Genomic DNA, 20,566 nt, shown 5'->3' with positions numbered 1-20,566 from the left:
GATGGCCGGCGACGTGCTGACCGGCTGCTTTCCGCAGCTGTGCACTTCGACTTCCCGTGTCTCGAACGCTTACACGGAGAATCTGCACTTCCGGTTCGAACCCTACGTCAAGGGCGTGCCGTCCTGAGCCCCGGAAGGGTGACCTGGATGCGGCAGCCGTGTGCGGATTCGGCCACCCCGATGCGGCCGCCGTGCAGATCGACCGCCCAGCGGGCGATCGCCAGCCCGAGGCCGGTACCGCCGTCGCTGCCCGGCCCGTGCGGCGAGGGGACGCCGCCCCGGTTGAAACGCTCGAAGACCCGGTGGCGCTCCTGCTCGGGGATGCCCGGGCCCTCGTCCACCACCTCGAGGTCCAGCGACTCGGGGTGCGGGCCGCGCCGGGCCCGTACGGTCACCCGCCCGTGCGGCGGAGAGTGCTTCACGGCGTTGTCGATCAGGTTGGCCACCACCTGGTGCAACCGCTCCGCGTCCGCGTGCGCGGTCAGGTCCGGCGGTGAGACGTCCAGATGGAGATGGACGTCGGTGCGCGTGTGGTGGCCGGAGCCGGAGGCAAGGTTGCGTCGCGAGGAGGCGAGATTGGCCTCCTTCAGCACCCCGGACAGATACGGCCACACCTCGAAGCGCCGGGCTTTCAGCGGCAGCACGCCGTTGTCGAGCCGGGACAGGTCGAGCAGTGTCTCGACCAGACGGCCGAGGCGCTCCGTCTGCTTCAGGGCGGTGCGCATCGTCTCCGGGTCGGCGGCGGAGACCCCGTCGACGACGTTCTCCAGCACGGCGCGCAGCGCGGCGATGGGGGTGCGCAGCTCGTGCGAGACGTTGGCGACCAGCTCCTTGCGGTGCCGGTCCACGGCCTCGAGGTCGTCGGCCATGCGGTTGATCGTGGAGGCGAGGTCGCCGAGCTCGTCCCGGCGGTCGGCGCCGCGCACACGGCGGGTGTAGTCGCCGTGGGATATGCCCTTGGCGACCGTGTTCATCTCGTCCAGCGGCGCGGTCAGGCCGTGCGCCACGAACTGGGTGATCAGCAGGGTCGCGATGATCGTGAAGACCGTGATGAACCGCACCTCGGTCTTGCTGTGGAACGCCATCAGCATGAGACCGGTGGTGATGAAGACCGAGACCACCACGAGCGTGCTGAGCTTGGTCTTGATCGATATCGTGATGGACGCGGTACTCAGCCGTCTGCCCGGTCCACCGCCCGGCCGCCGCCGTTTCATGGCGCCGGCGTCTCCAGCGCGTAACCGACCCCGTGGACGGTGCGGATGCGCTCGGCGCCGATCTTGCGGCGCAGGGCCTTGATGTGGCTGTCGACGGTGCGGGTCCCGGAGGCGTCCGCCCAGTCCCACACCTCGGCGAGCAGCTGCTCACGGGAGAGGACGGCGCGCGGCGTGTTCGCGAGGCACACCAGCAGGTCGAACTCGGTGGGCGTCAGATGGACGTCCTCCGCCCGGACCCGTACCCGGCGCTGTGCGTGGTCGATCTCCAGTTCGCCGAGGCGCAGGATGCCGCTGCGCGGTGTGACCGCGGCGAGCGCCGCCCGCTCCACGCGCCGCAGCAGGACGTGCACCCTGGCCGCGAGCTCGCGCATGGAGAACGGCTTGGTCATGTAGTCGTCGGCGCCGACGCCGAGCCCGACGAGCATGTCCGTCTCGTCGTCACGGGCCGTGAGCATCAGCACCGGAACCGGCCGCTGTGCCTGCACCCGGCGGCAGACCTCCAGTCCGTCGAAGCCGGGCAGCATGACGTCGAGGACCATCAGGTCCGGCTGCCAGGCGTCCGCGGCGTCGACGGCCGCCGGGCCGTCCAGCGCCGTCTGTACCAGGAAGCCCTCCGCCCGCAGCCGCGCGGCGATGGCGTCGACGATCGTGGCGTCGTCCTCGACCACCAGCACCCGGCGCTGGGCCCCGGGTGTGGCCGCGACGCCGTTTTGCGTGGTGTGTGTCTGCTCCATCGCCCCGCCCTTGTACGCGTTCTCTGCGAGCTGCATGTGGATCCGGCTCGTGGATGGATCCCGTGTGTAGTCCAGCAGCGTAAAGGCAGCGACGGCGTCCCGGCTACGCAGGGCGAACGCCGAGGTGGACCACGTCCGGTACGCCCCGGGCAAGGCGGATCTCTTCGGTTCTTACCCCGCTGAACCCGGCATTCCGCAACGCGTCCTCGAAGCTGGTGGACGGCTTCGCGGACCATACGGCCAGCACCCCGCCGGGGTCCAACGCGCTTTTGCACGCGGCGAGTCCGGACGGCGAGTAGAGATCGCCGTTGTCCTCGGTGACGGTCCAGTCGGGCCCGTTGTCGATGTCCAGGCACAGAGCGTCATAACGGTCCGTGGTCGAGTGGAGGTGTTCGAGGAGATCCGTGTGAAGGATCACGCAGCGGGGGTCGCCGAGGGCGTCGCCGGAGATGGCGGCGAGGGGGCCGCCGCGGTGCCAGTCGATGATGGCCTGTTCCCGCTCCACCACGGCGATCCGCCGCCAGGACGGGTCGGCGGCGGCGTGGGCGAGCGAGAAGCCGACCCCGAGCCCGCCGATGAGGACGCGGGGAGCGACGTTCCCGGTGCCGATCGCCCGGCGGGCGGCGTCGACCAGCAGCCGCTCCGACCTCCCGTCGGAGGTGTCCATCAGGAAGCAGCCGTTCGCGATGATTTCGTGCACCGACTCTTCACCTGATCCCCGTCTGCGCAGCACGACCTCCCCACAGGACCCTTCCCGTCGGTCGAGGGTGACAGGGGCGTCTGCGGCGGGGAAGGGCATGACGGGCGACCTCCGGGCGGCTGTACGGGACGACAGGGATCGGGGCCCATCTTGGACGGGCCGTCGCGAAGGGGACAAACGGATAAGGGGCCGTGGGCGGGCCTGCCCGTAAGTGCCGGGCGCTCAGGCCGGCCGGTGGCAGAGGCTGACCAGCGGTGCGTGGGTCCGCCAGCCCAGGGACTCGTAGAGGGCCCTGCCGTCCGGCGTGCCGCCCAGCACGCCGACGCGGGCCCCGTGGTCGAGGGCGGCGTTGTGGAGCGTGTGCATCACCAGCCGGCCGAGGCCCTTGCGGCGGTGCTCGGGCGCGGTCTCCACCTGGTCGACGACGGCCGTGCGGCCGGTCGGGGCGATCTGGGCGCGTGCCGCGAACGAACCGTCCGGTCCCACGACCAGGGCACGGACGACACCGCCGCGCGTCCAGGTCCTCAGTGTGTAGCCGGCGGGTACTGCCGTCGGGGTGCGGCGCAGTTCGGTGGCCATCAGCCAGCCGGGCTCGTCGACGGCCCACTCGGGTCCCGCCCATTCGAGGACGCGGTCGGGGTCGGCGAAGACCTTCAGCCACACCGTCGGCGCCGCCACCTCCGCGGCGACCTTGCGCACGGTGGCCTCGTCGTCCGCGGTGAGGACGTGGCGGGTGGCGTGCTTGACCTGGCCGACGTCCACCGTGAAGCCCCAGGGTCTGGGCACGGGATCCGCCGCGCCGCGTGAGACGACCCAGCCGTGGACCCAGGCGTGGACGATTTCCGCGGTCGACCGGAAGGGCATGCGGGAACTCCTCGGCAATTCGGGGACAAAGGCGATCGGTAATAGATGAAGTGCTGGAGCACCTATTACACAACGCTGCGACGGGCGATCGCGACCTGCTCCCGGGGTGATGTGGGTCACAAGCACGGGGTGGGCGCTCACGGCGCCGGCCGCACCGCCTTGGTCCCGTGCACCGCCGTGTACTCCCCGGCCAGCCACGGGCCCAGGTCCTCGACCAGCGTGCGGATCACCGCCTCGTCCGGCGTAGGGCGGCGGGCGGCCGCGGCGGCCAGCCGCATCTGGGCGGCCCGCTGCGGGTAATGGCCGGCGAACAGCTCGGCCGACGCCTCCAGGTCGCTGGTCCAGCCGCCCCAGCGGGGCATCACCAGCGTGAACCCCGACCGTACGAGGCGCCGCGCGGCCCTCCGGCACAGCGCCAGCCGGGCGGTGTCCGTCCCGGCGTCCCGCAGCCGGGCGCGCCAGCGCGGCAGGACGAGATCGAGATCGCCGTTGGTCTCGCGGGCCAGCAGCGACGTGGGGTACTGGGCGGGCAGGCGCGCCGCGAGGTCCTCGCCGGTCAGCGGGGTGCAGAGGCAGGAGATGAAGAAGCCCAGGTCGTACCGTTCCGCTTCATCGAGTGCCGCCCCGGCCCCGACGATCAGGACGCCGGCGCCGTCGATCGCCTCGGACTCCCCGTCGAGCACCGCCTCCATCGCGTCGGCGTCCGCCCGGTCCCGCGCCGTGGGCTCCTCGTGAAGGACCAGCAGCAGGTCGAGGTCCGAGACGCCGGGCACGGCGGTGCCGCGCGGAATGCTCCCGTAGAGATAGGCGCTGTGCAGCCTGCCGTCGCCGAAGCGGCCGGCGATCTGACTCCGGGCGGCGGCCACGACGGGCGCGAAGGCCGCGGTCACGCGGTCGAGCGCCCCTTCGCGCGCGATGGACCCGTCCGGGTTCAGCCCTTTGCTCTCCATCGGGTCACTGTCGCCCGGGCCGGGCCCTGTCGCCCACCGGATTTCGGCGATCGCTCAGAGCGAACAGCGGCCGGGGAACAATCCAGGGCTCATAACCATTGAGTCGGTACAGCTCAACTTGACTGCCTAAGGGGAGATCATGGCTGCCGATTACAAGGCGAATTCACCGCTCACACTGCCCGTCCTGCCGCTCGACGACGAGGTCGTGCTGCCCGGCATGGTCGTGCCGCTCGACCTGTCCGACACCGAGGTGCGGGCCGCGGTCGAGGCCGCCCAGGCTGCCGCCCGGCCCTCCGGCAACAAGCCGAAGGTGCTGCTCGTTCCCCGCGTCGACGGCACGTACGCCGCGACCGGCGTCCTCGGCACCGTCGAGCAGGTCGGCCGGCTCTCCGACGGGGACCCCGGCGCCCTGATCCGCGGCGTCGGCCGCGTCCGCATCGGCGCCGGCACCACCGGCCCCGGCGCGGCGCTGTGGGTCGAGGGGACCGTGGTCGAGGAGACCGTCCCCGACCCGCTGCCCGGCGCGGTGACCGAACTGGTCAAGGAGTACAAGGCGCTCGCCACCGACTGGCTGAAGAAGCGCGGCGCCTGGCAGGTCGTCGACCGTGTGCAGCAGATCGACGGCATCTCGCAGCTCGCTGACAACTCCGGCTACTCACCCTTCCTGACCACGGCCCAGAAGATCGAGCTGCTGGAGACCAGCGACCCGGTCGCCCGTCTGAAGCTCGCCACCGAGCAGCTGCGCGAACACCTCGCGGAGCAGGACGTGGCCGAGGCCATCGCCAAGGACGTCCAGGAAGGCGTCGACAAGCAGCAGCGCGAGTTCCTGCTGCGCCGTCAGCTGGACGCCGTGCGCAAGGAACTGCGCGAACTCAACGGCCAGGACGGCGAGGACGAGTCCGACGACTACCGGGCCCGGGTGGAGGCGGCCGACCTGCCGGAGAAGGTCAGGGAAGCCGCGCTCAAGGAGGTCGAGAAGCTCGAACGGGCCTCCGACCAGAGCCCCGAGGGCAGCTGGATCCGCACCTGGCTCGACACCGTTCTCGAACTGCCGTGGAACGAGCGGACCGAGGACGCCTACGACATCCAGGGCGCCAAGGAGGTCCTGGACGCCGAGCACGCGGGACTGCAGGACGTGAAGGAGCGGATCACCGAGTACCTGGCGGTGCGCAAGCGGCGCGCCGACCGTGGGCTGGGCGTCGTCGGCGGGCGGCGCGGGGGCGCGGTGCTCGCGCTCGTCGGCCCGCCCGGCGTCGGAAAGACCAGCCTCGGCGAGTCCGTGGCGCACGCCATGGGACGCAAGTTCGTGCGCGTCGCGCTCGGCGGCGTACGGGACGAGGCCGAGATCCGCGGCCACCGGCGTACGTACGTCGGCGCGCTGCCCGGCCGGATCGTGCGTGCGATCAAGGAGGCCGGCTCGATGAACCCGGTCGTCCTGCTCGACGAGATCGACAAGGTCGGCTCCGACTTCCGCGGCGATCCCGCGGCGGCCCTGCTCGAGGTCCTGGACCCCGCGCAGAACCACACCTTCCGTGACCATTACCTCGAGGTCGAGCTCGACCTCAGCGACGTGGTCTTCCTCGCCACCGCCAACGTGCTGGAGGCCATCCCGGAGGCGCTGCTCGACCGTATGGAGCTGGTGCGTCTGGACGGCTACACGGAGGACGAGAAGGTCGTCATCGCCCGTGACCACCTCGTGCCGCGCCAGCTGGAGCGGGCGGGACTCGAGGCCGGCGAGGTGACGCTCGACGACTCCGCGCTGCGCAAGCTGGCGGGCGAGTACACCCGCGAGGCCGGAGTGCGGAACCTGGAGCGGTCCGTCGCGAGGCTGCTGCGGAAGGTCGCCGCACAGCACGAGCTGGGGGACCGGGAGCTGCCGTTCACCATCACGCACGAGGAACTGCGCGGGCTCATCGGCCGGCCGCACCACGTGCCGGAGTCCGCCCAGGACCCGGCCGAGCGCCGCACCGCGGTGCCCGGAGTGGCCACCGGGCTCGCCGTGACCGGCGCGGGCGGTGACGTCCTGTTCGTGGAGGCGTCGCTCGCCGACCCGGAGACCGGCGCGGCCGGACTGACGCTGACCGGTCAGCTCGGCGACGTGATGAAGGAGTCCGCGCAGATCGCCCTGAGCTTCCTGCGCTCGCACGGCGCCGAACTGGAGCTGCCGGTCGCCGACCTGAAGGACCGGGGCGTGCACATCCACTTCCCGGCGGGCGCGGTGCCCAAGGACGGGCCGAGCGCGGGCGTCACGATGACCACGGCGCTCGCGTCGCTGCTCTCCGGACGCCAGGTGCGCACCGACGTGGCGATGACCGGCGAGGTCTCGCTCACCGGCCGGGTGCTGCCCATCGGCGGCGTGAAGCAGAAGCTGCTCGCCGCCCACCGGGCGGGCATCACCACGGTCGTGATCCCGAAGCGCAACGAGCCCGACCTGGACGACGTCCCGGCGGAGATCCTCGAGAAGCTCGAGATCCACCCGGTGACGGACGTCCGGCAGGTGCTGGAGATCGCGCTGTCCTCGGCGGACGTGCCGGTGACCGCGGCGGCCTGACCGCGCCGCCCGGAAGGGCCCGGTGGTGGTGATCCACCGCCGGGCCCTCCGCCTGCCCGCTCCGCCGGGCCATCGCGCAGGTCCCGCACAATGGACGGATGAAGACCCTGCGTGCCGACTGCGGAAACTGCTTCGGCCTGTGCTGCGTGGCGTTGCCCTTCGCCGCGTCCGCCGACTTCGCCGTCAGCAAGGACGCCGGCAAGCCCTGCGCCAATCTGCGCACCGACTTCGGCTGCGGCATCCACGCCCGCCTCAGGGACAGCGGCTACTCCGGCTGCACGGTCTACGACTGCTTCGGCGCCGGGCAGCAGGTCTCGCAGGTCACCTACGGCGGGACGAGCTGGCGCGACGCCCCGGACACGGCCCGGGAGATGTTCGAGGTCTTCCCCGTCGTACGGCAGTTGCACGAACTGCTCTGGTACATCGCCCAGGCGCTGACCCTGGAGCCCGCCCGTGAGCTGCACGGGAAGCTGCGCCGCCGCCAGGAGCACATCGAGGAGCTCACCCGGCTCGCTCCCGGCGCACTGCTGAAGCTGGACGTCGGCGCCGAGCGCGGACAGGTCAACGACCTGCTGCTGCGCGCCAGCGAACTCGTGCGCGCGGGTGCGGGGAGCGGACGGAAGAAGAAGGACCGCAGGGGCGCGGACCTGATGGGGGCCCGGCTGCGGAACGCCGATCTGCGGGGTGTCAGTCTGCGCGGCGCGTACCTGATCGCGGCCGACCTGACGGGAGCCGATCTGCGGCTGGCCGACCTCATCGGTGCCGATCTGAGGGACGCCGATCTGTCCGGCGCGGATCTGACCGGCTGCATCTTCCTCACGCAGCCGCAGCTCAACGCGGCCAGGGGCGACGCGGCCACCCGGCTGCCCGACGGGTTCACCCGCCCCGCGCACTGGTCGTGACGACCGGCGCGGCGGGACGGGCACCCCTGGGCGGAGGTCAGCCGTTGGCGAGCGCCTGGACGCGGTCGTACGCGCCGTTGAACTTGTTGTGGTCGCCGACGATCGGCCCGGACGAGGTGTACTGCCACATCGTGTAGTAGGGCCAGCCGGCCGGGAGGGTGCCCGGCGTGGTGTTGTAGCGGGCGATCCAGAGCGGGTTGGTGGCCCCGAAGCCGGCGTAGTTGCCGGTGCACTGCGTCCACCAGCTGGTCGCCGTGTAGATGACCGCGTCACGGCCGGTGCGTGCCTTGTAGCGGTTCAGGAAGTCGCGGATCCAGGTGACCATCGCGGCCTGCGACTTGCCGTAGCACGCGGCGCCGTACGGGTTCCATTCGATGTCGAGGACGCCGGGCAGGGTCTTGCCGTCGCGGGACCAGCCGCCGCCGTTGTCGACGAAGTAGTCCGCCTGGGCGGTGCCCGTCGTGGTGTTGGGGGTGGCGAAGTGGTACGAGCCCCGGATCATGCCGATGTTGTACGACCCGTTGTACTGCTGCGTGAAGTACGTGTTCTTGTAGTACGTGCCTTCTGTGGCCTTCACGTAGGCCCATTTGACGCCGCTGGTCCACAGGGCCGACCAGTTGACGTTCCCCTGGTGGCTGGAGACGTCGACGCCTTCCGTCTGGACGGCGCGGGTGTCGCGCGGAGGGCCGCCCTGACCGTCGTGGGCGACGACGCCCATGCCCATGTGGGCGGAGCCGCGCTCGGGCTTGGGGTCGGCCGTGGCGGTGCCGGGGAGCGTGAGGAGCAGGGAGAGGACTGCGAGGAGAGTGCCGGCCGCGGCGATGCGCCGGCGAGCGGTCGTTCCGGATCTGTGCACGGGCATGGCGTGCCTCCGAAGGCCTCGGTGGGGGATCTGACGATGTGCAGGCATGCCGTGGCGGAAGTGAATGGTGTGGACATGCCATGAAGGACGCTACGCACGTAGACCCACGGTAGGAAGGGGGCCTCGGCGCCGCCGTTGGTCTACGCCTGCGAAATACTGGCGGAGCTGCGGCAATACCGGCCGCCGTAAGAAACTTTCACGACCCGGAAAGCGCGCGAGGGGTGCTGACGTGCACGAAGGCGGTACGGCGGGTGGAGCGGGCCCGAAGGGCGGAAGTGGTGTGGACCAGGAATTCCTCGCTCTGGAGCGGGAGTTGGCCGTCTTTCTGCGTCGCGCCAGGGCGTCCTCCGGTGAAATGGCCCGCGAGGTCCACCCCGAGCTCGAACCAGCCGCCTACGGACTCCTCGTACGGCTGGACGAGACGGGAGCCCAGAGGGCCACAGAGCTGGCCGGCTACTTCGGTGTCGGCAAGGCGACCATGAGCCGTCAGCTGCGGGCCCTCGAGGAACTGGGCCTGGTGACCCGCGAACCGGACCCCGCCGACGGCCGCGCCTCCCTCGTACGGCTCACGGAAGAAGGAACGGCCCGGTTCCGCCATGTGCGCGACGCCCGCCGTGACCGGTACCGCGACAAGCTGGCCGGCTGGGACCGTCACGAGGTCGCGGAGCTCGCACGGCTCCTGCACCAGCTCAACGCCCGCGCGGAGAGCTGACGGGCGGGGCCGGGGAGCCCCCGTGGCGTCACACCTCGACGAGGACCGCCGAGGCGTCGTCGTGGAGCTTGAACCGGATCGCCGCCGTACGGGCGCCGGCATCCGTCTCCAGCTCCCGCACCCGGTCGATCAGGCCCTGCGCCCCCTCCTCGCGCAGCAGCGCCACACACTTCGCCCAGTCGCCCGCACCGAACATGTCCACCCAGCGCGAGGCGCCGTCGGTGAGCGCCACCACGGCGCTCACCCGCTCGCGCGGAACGCTGCCCGCCACCGCGCGCACGGCCACCGCCGGATCCGCCGCCGCCGTGAAGAACCCGCCCTCCGAGTTCCGCAGCGCGTCCGCCGAGGCGTGGGTCCGCAGCGCCTCGCGCGGCAGGCGGTCCAGCCGGTCGTCCAGCACCGCGGAGACCGAGCCGTCGGGCGACTGGAGCAGCAGGGTCGAGTCGGAGAGCACCAGGTACTCGACCTCCTGCTCCGGCCCGCCCCAGCGCGCCAGCACCACCGTCGCCTGAGGTGTTCGCACGTGAGAAAGGTCACACGTGTCGCGATGGGCGTCCGCGGTGCGCCGGATTGCCTCGGCGAGCACCTCCCGAAGTGTCAGGTCACGTCGCGAACCGGACAGTTCCACCAGTGAGCCGCCCAGCCGGGCGGTGAACCACGGCACACCGTGCACGCATCCCGCGTCACCGCTCGGAGGCGTCACGCCGTCGAGCGCCACGACGGTTCCACCCTGGCCCGAAGCGGGCAGGGCGACGGAGACCCAGTCCTCGTTGGGGCGTTCGGGAGAGCCGGGGGAGGTGGCCAGTTCGATGCGCATGAACCCAGTCTGCATGAGACCTTCACAAGGCTTTCGCAGAACGGCGATTGGCCCGTACCAGCAGGTCAGACGGCGTGCTTCGCCCCGAATGGGCGACTGTGCGAAGCTGCGGGCGCACATAGTGCCAAAGGGGCGCCGGAAGGTCCAACCCGCGGAGTGCGGACGCCCCGGCGGACCGCCCGGAGAAGTTGTTCGCCAACTCACGAGTGTTGTTCACTCGTTCGGGTGGCGGAGCGGCCGATGCGCGCCTCCCTCCCAAAGGCACTGGAATGGTCGGAAGCCGTACCAGGGGTGGGGCTTACGCGCGTGACCGGTCGTCATCTCTGCTTCATGGGTGGACGAGTCAAGCAAGATTGCGAGCACCGGTGCAGAAGAAGCGGCCTCGGAGCAACGGCGGCAGGCCCACTGGAATCCCGTCCACGGGAGCACCGGGCGACCCCCAGGCCCCGGTCCCTCCCCAGCAGATCCCGGCGCCCCGTGCCCAGGACGCAGCCGCGCAGGACACAGCCGCGCAGGACCCGGCCGGACAGGCCGTCGCCGCGCAGGCGCCGGCCGGCCGCTCCCGGCGGGTACGCAACCGGCTGGTCGCCGGTGTCGCCGTCGCCGGCCTCGTCGTCGTCGCGGCCGGCACTCCCGGCATCCTCGACGCCTCCGGCGACCTGACCGAGTCCCAGCGGCTGGTCACCCTGGCCGCCCTCGACCGGCAGGCCGTCACGCTCGCCCACTCGCTCGCCGACGAACGCGACGAGCTCACCGCGTACATCGCGGCCGGGGGAGAGGACCAGGAGGGCGACAAGAAGGACCGCCGCAAGGTCTCCGACAGCCTCGGCAACCGCGTCGACCGGCAGCTCGACGAGATGCGCGACACCCTGGCCGACGACCGTGCGGAGCTCCGCCGCTCGCTCGCCTCCGTGCCCTCGGTCCGCCGCACCGCGCTGTCCGGCGAGGGCACCGCGATGGAGACGCACCAGGCCTACACCGCGGTCATCTCCGCGCTGCACGCCCTGGCCGGCGAGCTCGCCGACCGCACGCCGCCCCGCGCCGCCGACGCCACCAGGGCCCCCGCCGAGCTCGGCCTCGCCGTCGAACAGGCCTCCGCCGCCCGTGGACTGCTGCTCGCCGCGCTCGCCGTGCCCCAGCCGGACCCGGTCATCTCCTACGACCCGATCACCGGGCTCCCCGTGGAGAGCGCCGGCGAGGACACCGGCTCCGACGCCCGCACCCGTAACGCGCTCACCGCCGCCGCACAGCAGGCACGGGTACGCGAACTGGCCGCGCTCGCCGACTTCGACCAGGCCGCCGGACCGGCCGCGCGGGACAAGTTCGCCGCCACCGTCACCGGGCCCGAGGTGAAGGCGGCGGAGACCTATCTGACCCGCCTGACCGACCAGCCCAAACTCTCCGACGCGGAACGCGGGACCGACCCCGCCGAGCTGGAGGCCGCCCTCACCGCACGGATCGAGCAGATGCGCGGCGCGGAGTCGTCCCTCGCGACCGAGCGGACCGAACGGTTCGAGCAGCTGCGCGACGACGACCTCACCGCGCTGGAGATCCGGATCGCCCTCCTCGGCGGACTTCTCGTCGTCACCGTCGGCGTGCTCGCCGCGGTGTCCCGCACGCTCACCCGCCCGCTCGCCGTCCTGCGGATCGGCGCCGCCAGGCTCGCCGACGCCCCGGCCCCGCAGAGCGAGGAACCGGTCCGCTTCACCGGACGCAACGACGAGTTCGCCCAGGTCGTACGGTCCCTCAACACCCTCCACGGCAAGCTCCGCGACCTCGGGACCCGTGCCGCGCGGCTGGACGCCGACCGGGACGAACTCCTCGGCTCGCGCGCCGCCGTCGAGGCCGAGCTGACCGAGGCGCGCGCCGAACTGCGGCAGCACACCGAGGAGACCGCCCGCGAACTGGGCCGGCTGCGCCACACCGTCCACCACACCTTCGTGAACCTCTCGCTGCGCACCCTCGGACTCGTGGAGCGCCAGCTCGGCGTCATCGAGAAGCTGGAGGAGCGCGAGCAGGACCCCGAGCGCCTCGCCACGCTCTTCAAGCTCGACCACATGGCCACCGTCATGCGCAGGCACAGCGAGAACCTGCTGGTCCTCGCCGGCACCGACCACGGGCACGGCCATGTCGGGCCCGTCCCGCTCGTCGACGTGCTGCGCGCCGCCGTCAGCGAGATCGAGCGCTACGAGCGGGTGGTCATCCAGTCCCTGCCTCCGCACGCGCAGGTCGCCGGTTTCGCCGCGGACGACCTCAGCCACCTGGTCGCCGAACTCCTCGAGAACGCCACCTCGTTCTCGCCGCCCGACGCCCAGGTGGAGCTCTCGGGCTGGCTGCTGGAGAGCGGCGAGGTGATGCTCTCCGTCCAGGACGCGGGCATCGGTATGACCGCGGGGCGCATCACCGAGATCAACGCCCGCCTCGAGGACCCCGAGTCCTACGAGGCCGAGCCGCCGGCCGGCCGTGAGGGCGAGGGCCTCGGACTGCGGGTGGCCGCGCTGCTCGCGGCGCGCCACGGTGTGCGGATCCAGCTCCGCGAGCACAAGCAGGGCGGCATCACCGCCGTGGTCGTCGTACCGCAGGCCCTGCTGCCGACGGGACCGCCCGCGACGGCGGGCCGCCAGGTACCGGTGCCCGGAGCCGCGCCGGCGCTGAACCTCCCCGGCTCGGTGGCCGAGGCGAACTCGAACGCCCTGCCCAGGAGCCCGCGCCGGCAGGACACGGACGAGGCGGACACCGACGGCGCCGGCCCGGACGCGGAGGCGTTCGGTCCCGAGGACGCCGTGTCCGGCGACACGGAGCCGGTCGAAGGCTCCGGCGCGCCGGCCCACGAGGATGACGCGGCCGCCGCGCCGGCCCGGACCGCCGAAGCGCCCGCACCCGCCGCGGCCGAGGAGCCCGCACCCGCCGCAGCGGCCGAAGCGCCCGCACCTGCCGCGCCGGCCGGACCCGCCGCACATGCGGAAGCGGGCGCGCCGGCCGAGGCGCCCGCGCCGGCGCAGCCCGCCGGAGCGACCGGACCGGTGGGTGCCACGGTGCCCAACACCGACCTCCTCGCCGGCTTCGACACCGCCGACGTGCTCGACGACGGCCCGGCCGGTCCCGGCGACGACCTCGCCGACGGCTTCGCGCAGGGCCCCGGGGGCGGTCACGACGGCGACGACCTTGCCGACGGCTTCGCGCAGGGCCCCGGGGGCGGTCACGACGGCGACGACCTTGCCGACGGCTTCGCGCAGGGCCCCGGGGGCGGTCACGACGGCGACGACCTTGCCGACGGCTTCGCGCAGGGCCCCGTGGGCGGTCACGACGGCGACGACGACCTCGCTCGGGACCACGCGCACGGCCACGCGTACGGCCGGGACACCGACCCGCAGGCGGAGCAGCGGCTCGAGCCCGACCCGTTCGTCGAGGCCGCGGAGCGGGCGATCCTCGCCGCCGCCGCCGCGGAGCCGGAGACGCACGAGCGGACGGCCGACGGCGACCCGGTGACCACCGGCGTCGACCAGGAGACGTTCACGATGCGGCTGCCGAAGCAGCCGGAGGAGTCCGGCGCGCCGGAGCACGCGCCGGACCCGGAGCACGCGCCCGAGCCGGAGCAGGAGCCCGGGGGAAGCACGCCGGAGGCACCCGCCGCCTGGGACCGGGTCACGGACAAGGGCCTGCCCAAGCGCACCCCGAAGTCCGTCCAGCCCGCGGCCGCCCCCTCCGGGCGCACCGGAAGCGTCGACGCGGAGGCCCTGCGCCGCCGGCTCGGCGGCTTCCACCAGGGCGCCAAGGACGGCCGCCGTGACGCGGAGGCCGAGCTCGCGGAGACCACAGCACAGCCGGAACCGGCGGAGCCCGCGCACCGGGCGGACCGGGACCGGACGGACCAGCGGGAGACCGCAGCGGAGACGGGGGACACAGTCGAGGAGGCACGCAGTTGACTGCGACCGGCACGTTCGGCCTGAGCAGCGAGGCCCGCAACCTTCAATGGTTGCTGGGCAATCTGGTGGAGGAGGTGCCAGGGGTGCGCTCCGTCGCCGTCGTCTCGTCCGACGGACTGCTGCTGCTCTCCTCCGACGCGGAGCAGAACGCCGCCCCGGCCGCCGTGGCCCCGCGTGAGGGCCCGAAGGGCTCCAGCGCGGACCTCGCCACCATCGTTTCCGGCATCGGCAGCCTCACCGTCGGGGCCGCCGGGCTGATGGACGGCGGAGGCGTCAAGCAGACGATGGTCGCCATGGAGGAGGGCAGTCTCTTCGTCATGTCGATCAGCGACGGCTCCCTGCTCGGGGTGCACGCGACCCCCGACTGCGACATGAGCGTCGTCGCCTACCACATGGCGCTGTTCGTCGGCCGGGCCGGACACGTACTCACCCCCGAAGTCCGCAGTGAACTGCGCAAATCGATGGAGAGTGGTCTGTGATGACCGGCCCCCGACTTCCTGTGCGCGGTGACGGCAAACGTCCCGCCCGGGTCCGCCCGTACTCCCTGACCGGCGGTCGTACCCGCTTCGGGCACGTGCTGCTCGTCGAGACGTTCGTCGCCGCCCTCGAGGCGCCGCCCGAGCGCAGGGAACTGCCCGGCGGCACCCTCGCACGGGTCATGCCCGAGCTGCGGGCGATCGTCGAACTGTGCCGCCGTATGCGTACCGTCGCCGAGATATCGGCGCTGCTCAAGATGCCGCTCGGTGTCGTCCGGGTGCTGCTCAGCGACCTGGCGGACCAGGGAAAGATCCGTGTGTACGGGACCGGTCACGGCACCGGCCAGCCCGACCGCGCACTGCTGGAAAGGGTGCTGAGTGGACTCCGCCGCCTCTGACACGCTCGCACGGCCCGACGCCGCGCCTCTCGACCCGTCCTCCCCTGCGGCGCCCGAGGCCCGCACCGAAGAGGCGGTGCAGGCCTGGCAGCTGGACACCACCCGTGCGCCCACCGCGACGAAGATCGTCGTCGCGGGCGGCTTCGGCGTCGGCAAGACGACGTTCGTCGGTTCGGTCTCCGAGATCACGCCCCTCCAGACGGAGGCGCTGATGACCCGGGCGAGCGAGGACACCGACGACCTCACCGCCACGCCCGACAAGGTCACCACGACGGTGGCCATGGACTTCGGCCGGATCACGCTCGACGACGACCTGGTGCTCTACGTCTTCGGCACGCCCGGTCAGCAGCGCTTCTGGTTCATGTGGGACGACCTGGTGCGCGGGGCGATCGGCGCGATCGTGCTCGCCGACACCCGGCGGCTGCCCGACTGCTTCCCGGCCCTCGACTACTTCGAGAGCTGCGGGCTGCCGTACATCGTCGCCGTCAACCACTTCGAGGGAACGACCGCGTACGAGGCGGCGGACGTACGGGAGGCCCTGACGGTGCCGCCGCACGTACCGGTTGTGATCATGGACGCCCGTAACCGGATCACGGTGATCGAGTCGCTGCTGGCGCTGGTCGCCCACGCCCTCGACGCCACCCCCGAATAGCCTCCCGAACCGCGACGCAGAACCACGGAGAACCCGCCATGCGGAAGATACTCATAGTCGGTGCCGGTCAGTCCGGCCTCCAGCTGGCCCTCGGCCTCCAGTCCGAGGGCTACGAGGTCACCCTGATGTCGAACCGCACGGCGGACGAGATCCGGTCCGGCCGGGTCATGTCCACCCAGTGCATGTTCCACACCGCCCTCCAGCACGAGCGCGACCTCGGCATCAACTTCTGGGAGTCGCAGGCCCCGAAGATCGAGGGTCTCGGTGTGTCCGTCGCGGCCCCCGACTCGACCCGCGCGGTCGACTGGGTCGGCAAGCTGGACGGATACGCCCAGTCGGTGGACCAGCGCGTGAAGATGGCCGGCTGGATGGAGACGTTCGCCCAGCGCGGCGGTCAGCTCGTCATCCACGGCGCCGCCGTCTCCGACCTCGACTACTTCTCCCGCACCTACGACCTGGTGCTGGTGTCGGCCGGCAAGGGCGAACTCGTCTCCATGTTCGGCCGTGACGCGTCCCGCTCCCCGTACGCGGAGCCGCAGCGCGCGCTCGCCGTGGCGTACGTCCACGGTCTCGGCCCGCGCCCCGAGCACCCGGACTACGACGCGGTCCGCTGCAACCTGGTCCCCGGCGTCGGCGAGCTGTTCGTGATGCCGACGTTCACCACCTCCGGGCGGGCCGACATCCTCTTCTGGGAGGGTGTCCCCGGTGGGCCGCTGGACGTCTTCCAGGGCGTCAAGGACCCCTCGGAGCACCTCGCCCTGACGCTCGAGCTCATGGAGAAGTTCACGCCCTGGGAGTACGCGCGGGCCACCAGGGTCGAGCTGACCGACGCGGGCGGCACGCTCGCCGGCCGGTACGCCCCGACCGTCCGCAACCCGATCGGCCGGCTGCCCGGCGGCGGGCTCGTGCTCGGCGTCGCGGACGTCGTCGTTGCGAACGACCCGATCACCGGCCAGGGATCCAACTCCGCGTCCAAGTGCGCCGCCTCCTACCTCGCGTCCATCACCGAGCACGGTGACCGGCCGTTCGACGAGCAGTGGATGCAGGGCACCTTCGACCGCTACTGGGAGACGGCGCAGCACGTCACCAAGTGGACGAACGCGATGCTGGGCGTCCCGCCGGAGCACGTTCTCAACCTGATCGGAGCGGGCGGCGCACTCCAGCCGGTCGCCGACCGGTTCGCCAACGGCTTCAACGACCCGGCGGACTTCGAGAACTTCTTCTACGAGCCGGAGAAGGCCCAGGCCTACCTGGCGTCGGTCTCCGGCGCCTGACAGGTCAGCCGAAGACCCTGTCGTACCCCTCGTCCGGGCCGGCCGTCGCGTCGTCCGGCAGCTCGGGCGGGGTGTACGACGGCAGGGCCGGGCCGGCCGGGTCGGGGCGTACCGCTCCGAGCAGCGGGTTCGACGCGATGGGGGAGACCTTGACGCGTGCGCCGGGGCGCGGCGCCTGGATGACCATGCCGTCACCGAGGTACATCGCGACATGGGTGGCCTCGGGGAAGTAGACGACCAGGTCACCGGGGCGCAGTTCGTCCAGCGGCACCCTCTTCAGCCGGGCCCACTGCTCCTGGCTGGTCCGGGGAATGGCGCGCCCGGCGCTCGCCCACGCCTTCGAGGTCAGCCCGGAGCAGTCGTACGACTCCGGTCCCTCCGCGCCCCACACATAGGGCTTGCCGATCTGCTCGGCGGCGTACGCCAGCGCACGGTCGCCCTGCGTGGACGGCGTACGCTTCCCCTCCAGCGCTCCCGTGGCCAGCAGTTTCTCCTGGGCGTCCGCGGTCTGCCGCCGTTCCTGCCCGGCCAGCGCGATCAGTTCCTCCGCGGAGAGGGACGCGAGCAGTCCCTCTGCGGCCCGCAGCCTGGCCGTGGCGGTGTCCTTGGCCTTCTTCTGCCGGGCGGCGAGGAGCACTTCGCGCTCCAGGGCCCGGCGGGACGCCGTCGCCAGTTCGCGGGCCCGCTTCTCTCCGGCCTCCAGCCGGTCCATGGCCGCGAGCCGCCCGCTCGCCGCCCGCTCGATCAAGTGACCCTGGTCGAGCGCCTGTTGCGGGTCGGCGGCGAGAAGGAGATGCAGGTAGGAGGAGAGGTCGGAGCTGCCCTGGTACTGCACGCGGGCGATGCGCCCGGCGTCGGCCCGGCCGGTGACCAGGGCCTTGCGGGCCGCGGCGAGGGCGCGGGACAGCCGGGCGGTCTCCGCGCGCTGGGCCGCCAGCGCGTCCTCGGTGCTCTTGTAGGTCTCACCGGCCGCCTCCGCCTGCCGGTACAGGTCCCGCAGCCGGGTCAGCACCCCGGCCATGTCCGGTGCGGTGGTGAGCTGACCGAGAGGGAGCGGCGGTCCTGCGGCGGGATCCTCGCCGGAGAACCGCTCCATGACGGTGTCACCGAGGTCGCCGAGCAACCTGTCGACGGCGCCTCTGCGCGGCTCCGGGGGGTCCGCCGCCGCGGGCAGCGTGGTGGCCGTCGCTGCGACGACGAGCGCGCCGACGCAGACGGCGCGCAGTGAGTACCTGCCTGACACCCGATCACCTCCGGCCCTGACGGCGGCCGTTCCGCCCGGGCTCGACCTTGTGTCCCGCGGTGGAGCGGGCGCGACCGGAGGGGAGCGGCCCGGCGCAACGAGGTCACCCGTGCAGGGACGATGCACGAGCGTGCGGCGCGGCTGCTTGCCGTACGGCGCGGCGCCGGTCCGCGGCCCGGGCGGTCCCGGACACCCCCGGCGCCACGCGTCCGGCGCGGGTCACCGCAGGGGGCGCTGGACGGCTCCTCCCGGCTTCGACCAGGGCCACCTGATCTCGCGCCGCTCCACACCCCCGGGCGCGTACTCGTACTTCCAGCCACGCTGCAGCCCGAGGCGCTTCGTGTAACCGGAGGGGACCCGGCGGTACGCGTAGACGGTGGGCGGGGAGCCGTCGTCGTTCGGTACGGGCACCTTGTACCACTTCGGGGGGTGGCCGGTGGGGCCCACCAGGACGGGGAGCACGCGCCCGTCCAGGGGGCCGCCCTCGAAGGGGGTGTTCTCGCTTCTCACCCCACCAGTCTCACAGCAGGTGGGCGGCGCCGCCCACGACGGGTCCCAGCCTGCTCACCAGGGTGCCCACGGGGCCGTCCGCGGTCTCCTGCGCGAGCAGGTCCGCCACCACGCCGGCCGTCTCCTCGTCGGTCGCCGCCGTCACCGTCAGCAGCGCGACCAGATGGTCGACCAGCCATTCGCGCAGCTCGTCCGCCGCCGGCCGCTTGCCCTCGTCCAGCCAGATCAGCGAGGCGGCCTCGACCGCCGCGATCCAGGTCCTGACCATCATGTGGAGCCGCGGCCCCGGTCCTTCCGCGCCGAGGTGGACGAGGATCTGCTCGGCCGCGGCCCGCCGTACCTCGTCGACGATCGCGGTCGTACGGGAGGTCTCGGCGACGCTGCCGCCCCGCAGCAGCGCGCTGAAGCCGGCGTCGTGCTCGTCCACGAAGGCCAGATAGCGGTCCAGCACCCGGGTCAGGCGCTCGGTCGGCGGACCGGCCTTCGGTTCCGCGAAGCACAGCTCCAGCCGGTCGGCGGCCGAGCGCAGGGCCGCTTCGTAGAGCTGCTGCTTGCCGCCGGGGAAGTACCGGTAGACGAGCGGCCTCGAGACCCCCGCCGCCTCCGCCACGTCGTCGAGCGAGATCTCCTCCGGCGGCCGGTGCGCGAAGAGGGTGAGCGCCGCGGCGAGCAGCTGCGTGCGGCGCTCCTCGACGCTGAGCCGTCGGTAGGCGCGGGTCGCGGGAGCGGGACTGGTCATGCTCCGCAGCGTAACCGCAGCGTGCGCGGCGGCTCTCATGCGATCACGCGAGAAGTCCGGAACTCTTCCACAGCCTGCGGCCGGGCCCGCGCAGCACGCCGATGTCGTCCAGGAAGTCGGTCAGCCGGCGTGCGCCGGTCTGCATGACCTCGCGCCGGTGCCCGCTGGCCTTGACCTGGGCGACCGCCTCGCGGCGGTCGAGGCCGACGTTCTCGTACACCTGCGGGTTGATGAAGCACACGCTGAAGACGCGGGCCGCCTCGCCGCAGCTGAGCCGGGTGAACTCCTGCTCCCAGCGCGGCGCGGTCACCATCTGGCGGCGCAGCTCCTCGCGGGCGTAGCGCACGTGGCGTGCCTCCTCGACGACGTGGATGCGGGTGACGCCGCGCACCAGCGTCTGCACCCGCTCGTCGGGGAAGGTCAGGCGCTGCATCCAGTCGAGGATCTCCTCGCCGAGGAGGGTGGCGGCGAAGGAGCCGGGCGTGGTCGACACGGTCTTCAGCACGCGGGCCAGGTTGTGGTAGACGCGGGGCACCGGGTACGCGGGCGCCCCGCCCTTCTGGATCATGCGGGCGAACATCATCGAGTGCCGGCACTCGTCCGCGATCTCGGTGAGGGCGTAGCGGACGTGGTTGCTGGTGACCGACTTGTCGTAGATGTGGCGCACCAGCAGCTGCATCAGGATGATCTCGAACCAGATCCCGAGCGAGGCGAGCGACGCGGCCTCGTGCCGGGCGAGGTCCATGCGCTGTTCCTCGGACATCCTCCGCCACAGCGGGGTGTCGTAGAGGGAGACCAGCTCGGGGGGCCAGAACCACTTGCCCTCCTCGATGGGTGCCTCCCAGTCGAGCTCCTTGTCGGGGTCGAAGGAGTGCTTGGCGGAGGACTCGAGCAGGCGCGCGGCGACCTGTTCGCGGTCCCGGAGCGGGCCGAGTGCGTCGCGGAGCAGCTGCACGTCGCGGTCGGTCACTGTCGTCATGGCTGAGGGCACCTCGCGAGTGGGGGTCACCGGCTTCCGCTGCTATGAGACTCCCCGTCAGTA

At 72.3% G+C, this 20,566-nt stretch carries 19 protein-coding genes; 8 read left to right on the top strand and 11 right to left on the bottom strand.

Going from position 1 to position 20,566, the window contains the following annotated elements; genetic code table 11:
• Positions 1-107: 107 nt before the first annotated feature.
• The 5 genes from SPRI_RS12750 to SPRI_RS12730 form a co-directional block, all read right to left on the bottom strand.
• Positions 108-1,214, bottom strand: coding sequence for a HAMP domain-containing sensor histidine kinase (locus tag SPRI_RS12750; RefSeq protein WP_005312024.1), 1,107 nt, complete (start codon positions 1,212-1,214; stop codon positions 108-110).
• Positions 1,211-1,948 (bottom strand): response regulator transcription factor, encoded by a 738-nt coding sequence (locus SPRI_RS12745; protein ID WP_037776309.1) that lies wholly within the window; start codon positions 1,946-1,948, stop codon positions 1,211-1,213. The genes SPRI_RS12750 and SPRI_RS12745 overlap by 4 nt, the downstream gene beginning before the upstream one ends.
• A gap of 103 nt (positions 1,949-2,051) precedes the next feature.
• Positions 2,052-2,747, bottom strand: coding sequence for a spermidine synthase family protein (locus SPRI_RS12740; protein ID WP_005312020.1), 696 nt, complete (start codon positions 2,745-2,747; stop codon positions 2,052-2,054).
• A 123-nt stretch (positions 2,748-2,870) separates the two neighbouring features.
• Positions 2,871-3,512 (bottom strand): GNAT family N-acetyltransferase, encoded by a 642-nt coding sequence (locus SPRI_RS12735; RefSeq protein ID WP_037773761.1) that lies wholly within the window; start codon positions 3,510-3,512, stop codon positions 2,871-2,873.
• A 137-nt stretch (positions 3,513-3,649) separates the two neighbouring features.
• Positions 3,650-4,462: a nucleotidyltransferase domain-containing protein gene (locus tag SPRI_RS12730; protein ID WP_053556937.1), complete on the bottom strand. Its 813-nt coding sequence runs from the start codon at positions 4,460-4,462 to the stop codon at positions 3,650-3,652.
• A gap of 139 nt (positions 4,463-4,601) precedes the next feature.
• Here SPRI_RS12730 and lon point away from each other — a divergent pair, with 139 nt between their 5' ends.
• Positions 4,602-7,013 (top strand): endopeptidase La, encoded by a 2,412-nt coding sequence (gene lon / locus SPRI_RS12725; protein ID WP_053556936.1) that lies wholly within the window; start codon positions 4,602-4,604, stop codon positions 7,011-7,013.
• Between the two features lie 98 nt (positions 7,014-7,111).
• Positions 7,112-7,915, top strand: coding sequence for a pentapeptide repeat-containing protein (locus SPRI_RS12720; protein WP_005312010.1), 804 nt, complete (start codon positions 7,112-7,114; stop codon positions 7,913-7,915).
• Between the two features lie 37 nt (positions 7,916-7,952).
• Here the strand turns inward: SPRI_RS12720 and SPRI_RS12715 are convergent, their stop codons facing one another.
• The gene (locus SPRI_RS12715; RefSeq protein ID WP_005312008.1) at positions 7,953-8,777 is read right to left on the bottom strand and encodes a lysozyme; all 825 of its coding nucleotides are present in this window, start codon (positions 8,775-8,777) and stop codon (positions 7,953-7,955) included.
• Positions 8,778-9,006: 229 nt separating this feature from the next.
• Between SPRI_RS12715 and SPRI_RS12710 the strand changes: the two genes are divergently transcribed.
• Positions 9,007-9,489, top strand: a complete 483-nt coding sequence (locus SPRI_RS12710) for a MarR family winged helix-turn-helix transcriptional regulator (protein ID WP_005312005.1) — start codon at positions 9,007-9,009, stop codon at positions 9,487-9,489.
• Between the two features lie 28 nt (positions 9,490-9,517).
• Here SPRI_RS12710 and SPRI_RS12705 read toward each other — a convergent pair whose 3' ends face one another.
• Positions 9,518-10,306, bottom strand: a complete 789-nt coding sequence (locus tag SPRI_RS12705; protein WP_053556935.1) for a hypothetical protein — start codon at positions 10,304-10,306, stop codon at positions 9,518-9,520.
• A 365-nt stretch (positions 10,307-10,671) separates the two neighbouring features.
• Between SPRI_RS12705 and SPRI_RS12700 the strand changes: the two genes are divergently transcribed.
• From SPRI_RS12700 to SPRI_RS12680, 5 genes are read left to right on the top strand one after another with little or no spacing between them, the layout of a single operon-like run.
• Positions 10,672-14,232: a sensor histidine kinase gene (locus tag SPRI_RS12700; protein WP_053556934.1), complete on the top strand. Its 3,561-nt coding sequence runs from the start codon at positions 10,672-10,674 to the stop codon at positions 14,230-14,232.
• Complete coding sequence (locus tag SPRI_RS12695; protein WP_005311997.1) at positions 14,229-14,711, top strand: roadblock/LC7 domain-containing protein; 483 nt, start codon at positions 14,229-14,231, stop codon at positions 14,709-14,711. The genes SPRI_RS12700 and SPRI_RS12695 overlap by 4 nt, the downstream gene beginning before the upstream one ends.
• Positions 14,711-15,106 carry a DUF742 domain-containing protein gene (locus SPRI_RS12690; RefSeq protein WP_037773759.1) on the top strand — a complete coding sequence of 132 codons (396 nt, stop codon included), beginning with the start codon at positions 14,711-14,713 and terminating at the stop codon, positions 15,104-15,106. The genes SPRI_RS12695 and SPRI_RS12690 overlap by 1 nt, the downstream gene beginning before the upstream one ends.
• Positions 15,087-15,758, top strand: coding sequence for a GTP-binding protein (locus SPRI_RS12685; protein WP_037773758.1), 672 nt, complete (start codon positions 15,087-15,089; stop codon positions 15,756-15,758). The genes SPRI_RS12690 and SPRI_RS12685 overlap by 20 nt, the downstream gene beginning before the upstream one ends.
• A 38-nt stretch (positions 15,759-15,796) precedes the next feature.
• The gene (locus tag SPRI_RS12680; protein ID WP_005311991.1) at positions 15,797-17,032 is read left to right on the top strand and encodes a styrene monooxygenase/indole monooxygenase family protein; all 1,236 of its coding nucleotides are present in this window, start codon (positions 15,797-15,799) and stop codon (positions 17,030-17,032) included.
• A gap of 4 nt (positions 17,033-17,036) precedes the next feature.
• On the opposite strand, the gene SPRI_RS12675 is transcribed toward SPRI_RS12680, so the two are convergent.
• The 4 genes from SPRI_RS12675 to SPRI_RS12660 all read right to left on the bottom strand — a co-directional run bounded on the left by SPRI_RS12675 (position 17,037) and on the right by SPRI_RS12660 (position 20,503).
• The gene (locus SPRI_RS12675; RefSeq protein WP_053556933.1) at positions 17,037-18,275 is read right to left on the bottom strand and encodes a C40 family peptidase; all 1,239 of its coding nucleotides are present in this window, start codon (positions 18,273-18,275) and stop codon (positions 17,037-17,039) included.
• 219 nt (positions 18,276-18,494) lie between these two features.
• Positions 18,495-18,785, bottom strand: coding sequence for a hypothetical protein (locus tag SPRI_RS12670; protein WP_005311989.1), 291 nt, complete (start codon positions 18,783-18,785; stop codon positions 18,495-18,497).
• 10 nt (positions 18,786-18,795) lie between these two features.
• On the bottom strand, positions 18,796-19,524 hold the full coding sequence (locus tag SPRI_RS12665; RefSeq protein ID WP_037773757.1) for a TetR/AcrR family transcriptional regulator: 729 nt from the start codon (positions 19,522-19,524) through the stop codon (positions 18,796-18,798).
• Between the two features lie 43 nt (positions 19,525-19,567).
• A complete protein-coding gene (locus SPRI_RS12660; RefSeq protein ID WP_005311985.1) occupies positions 19,568-20,503 on the bottom strand; it encodes an AurF N-oxygenase family protein in 936 nt (311 codons plus the stop codon).
• Positions 20,504-20,566: the final 63 nt, after the last annotated feature.

The organism is Streptomyces pristinaespiralis (assembly GCF_001278075.1).
GTDB classification, from domain to species: Bacteria; Actinomycetota; Actinomycetes; order Streptomycetales; family Streptomycetaceae; genus Streptomyces; species Streptomyces pristinaespiralis.
Note: the sequence above shows the minus strand (reverse complement) of the source record. Positions and strands in the feature narration are given on the sequence as shown.

What these genes read in the sequence shown, in the direction of transcription:
- SPRI_RS12750 (WP_005312024.1), bottom strand. Translation starts at nt 1,214, where the DNA reads ATGAAACGGCGGCGGCCGGGCGGTGGACCGGGCAGACGGCTGAGTACC.
- SPRI_RS12745 (WP_037776309.1), bottom strand. Translation starts at nt 1,948, where the DNA reads ATGGAGCAGACACACACCACGCAAAACGGCGTCGCGGCCACACCCGGG.
- SPRI_RS12740 (WP_005312020.1), bottom strand. Translation starts at nt 2,747, where the DNA reads ATGCCCTTCCCCGCCGCAGACGCCCCTGTCACCCTCGACCGACGGGAA.
- SPRI_RS12735 (WP_037773761.1), bottom strand. Translation starts at nt 3,512, where the DNA reads ATGCCCTTCCGGTCGACCGCGGAAATCGTCCACGCCTGGGTCCACGGC.
- SPRI_RS12730 (WP_053556937.1), bottom strand. Translation starts at nt 4,462, where the DNA reads ATGGAGAGCAAAGGGCTGAACCCGGACGGGTCCATCGCGCGCGAAGGG.
- lon (WP_053556936.1), top strand. Translation starts at nt 4,602, where the DNA reads ATGGCTGCCGATTACAAGGCGAATTCACCGCTCACACTGCCCGTCCTG.
- SPRI_RS12720 (WP_005312010.1), top strand. Translation starts at nt 7,112, where the DNA reads ATGAAGACCCTGCGTGCCGACTGCGGAAACTGCTTCGGCCTGTGCTGC.
- SPRI_RS12715 (WP_005312008.1), bottom strand. Translation starts at nt 8,777, where the DNA reads ATGCCCGTGCACAGATCCGGAACGACCGCTCGCCGGCGCATCGCCGCG.
- SPRI_RS12705 (WP_053556935.1), bottom strand. Translation starts at nt 10,306, where the DNA reads ATGCGCATCGAACTGGCCACCTCCCCCGGCTCTCCCGAACGCCCCAAC.
- SPRI_RS12690 (WP_037773759.1), top strand. Translation starts at nt 14,711, where the DNA reads ATGACCGGCCCCCGACTTCCTGTGCGCGGTGACGGCAAACGTCCCGCC.
- SPRI_RS12680 (WP_005311991.1), top strand. Translation starts at nt 15,797, where the DNA reads ATGCGGAAGATACTCATAGTCGGTGCCGGTCAGTCCGGCCTCCAGCTG.
- SPRI_RS12665 (WP_037773757.1), bottom strand. Translation starts at nt 19,524, where the DNA reads ATGACCAGTCCCGCTCCCGCGACCCGCGCCTACCGACGGCTCAGCGTC.
- SPRI_RS12660 (WP_005311985.1), bottom strand. Translation starts at nt 20,503, where the DNA reads ATGACGACAGTGACCGACCGCGACGTGCAGCTGCTCCGCGACGCACTC.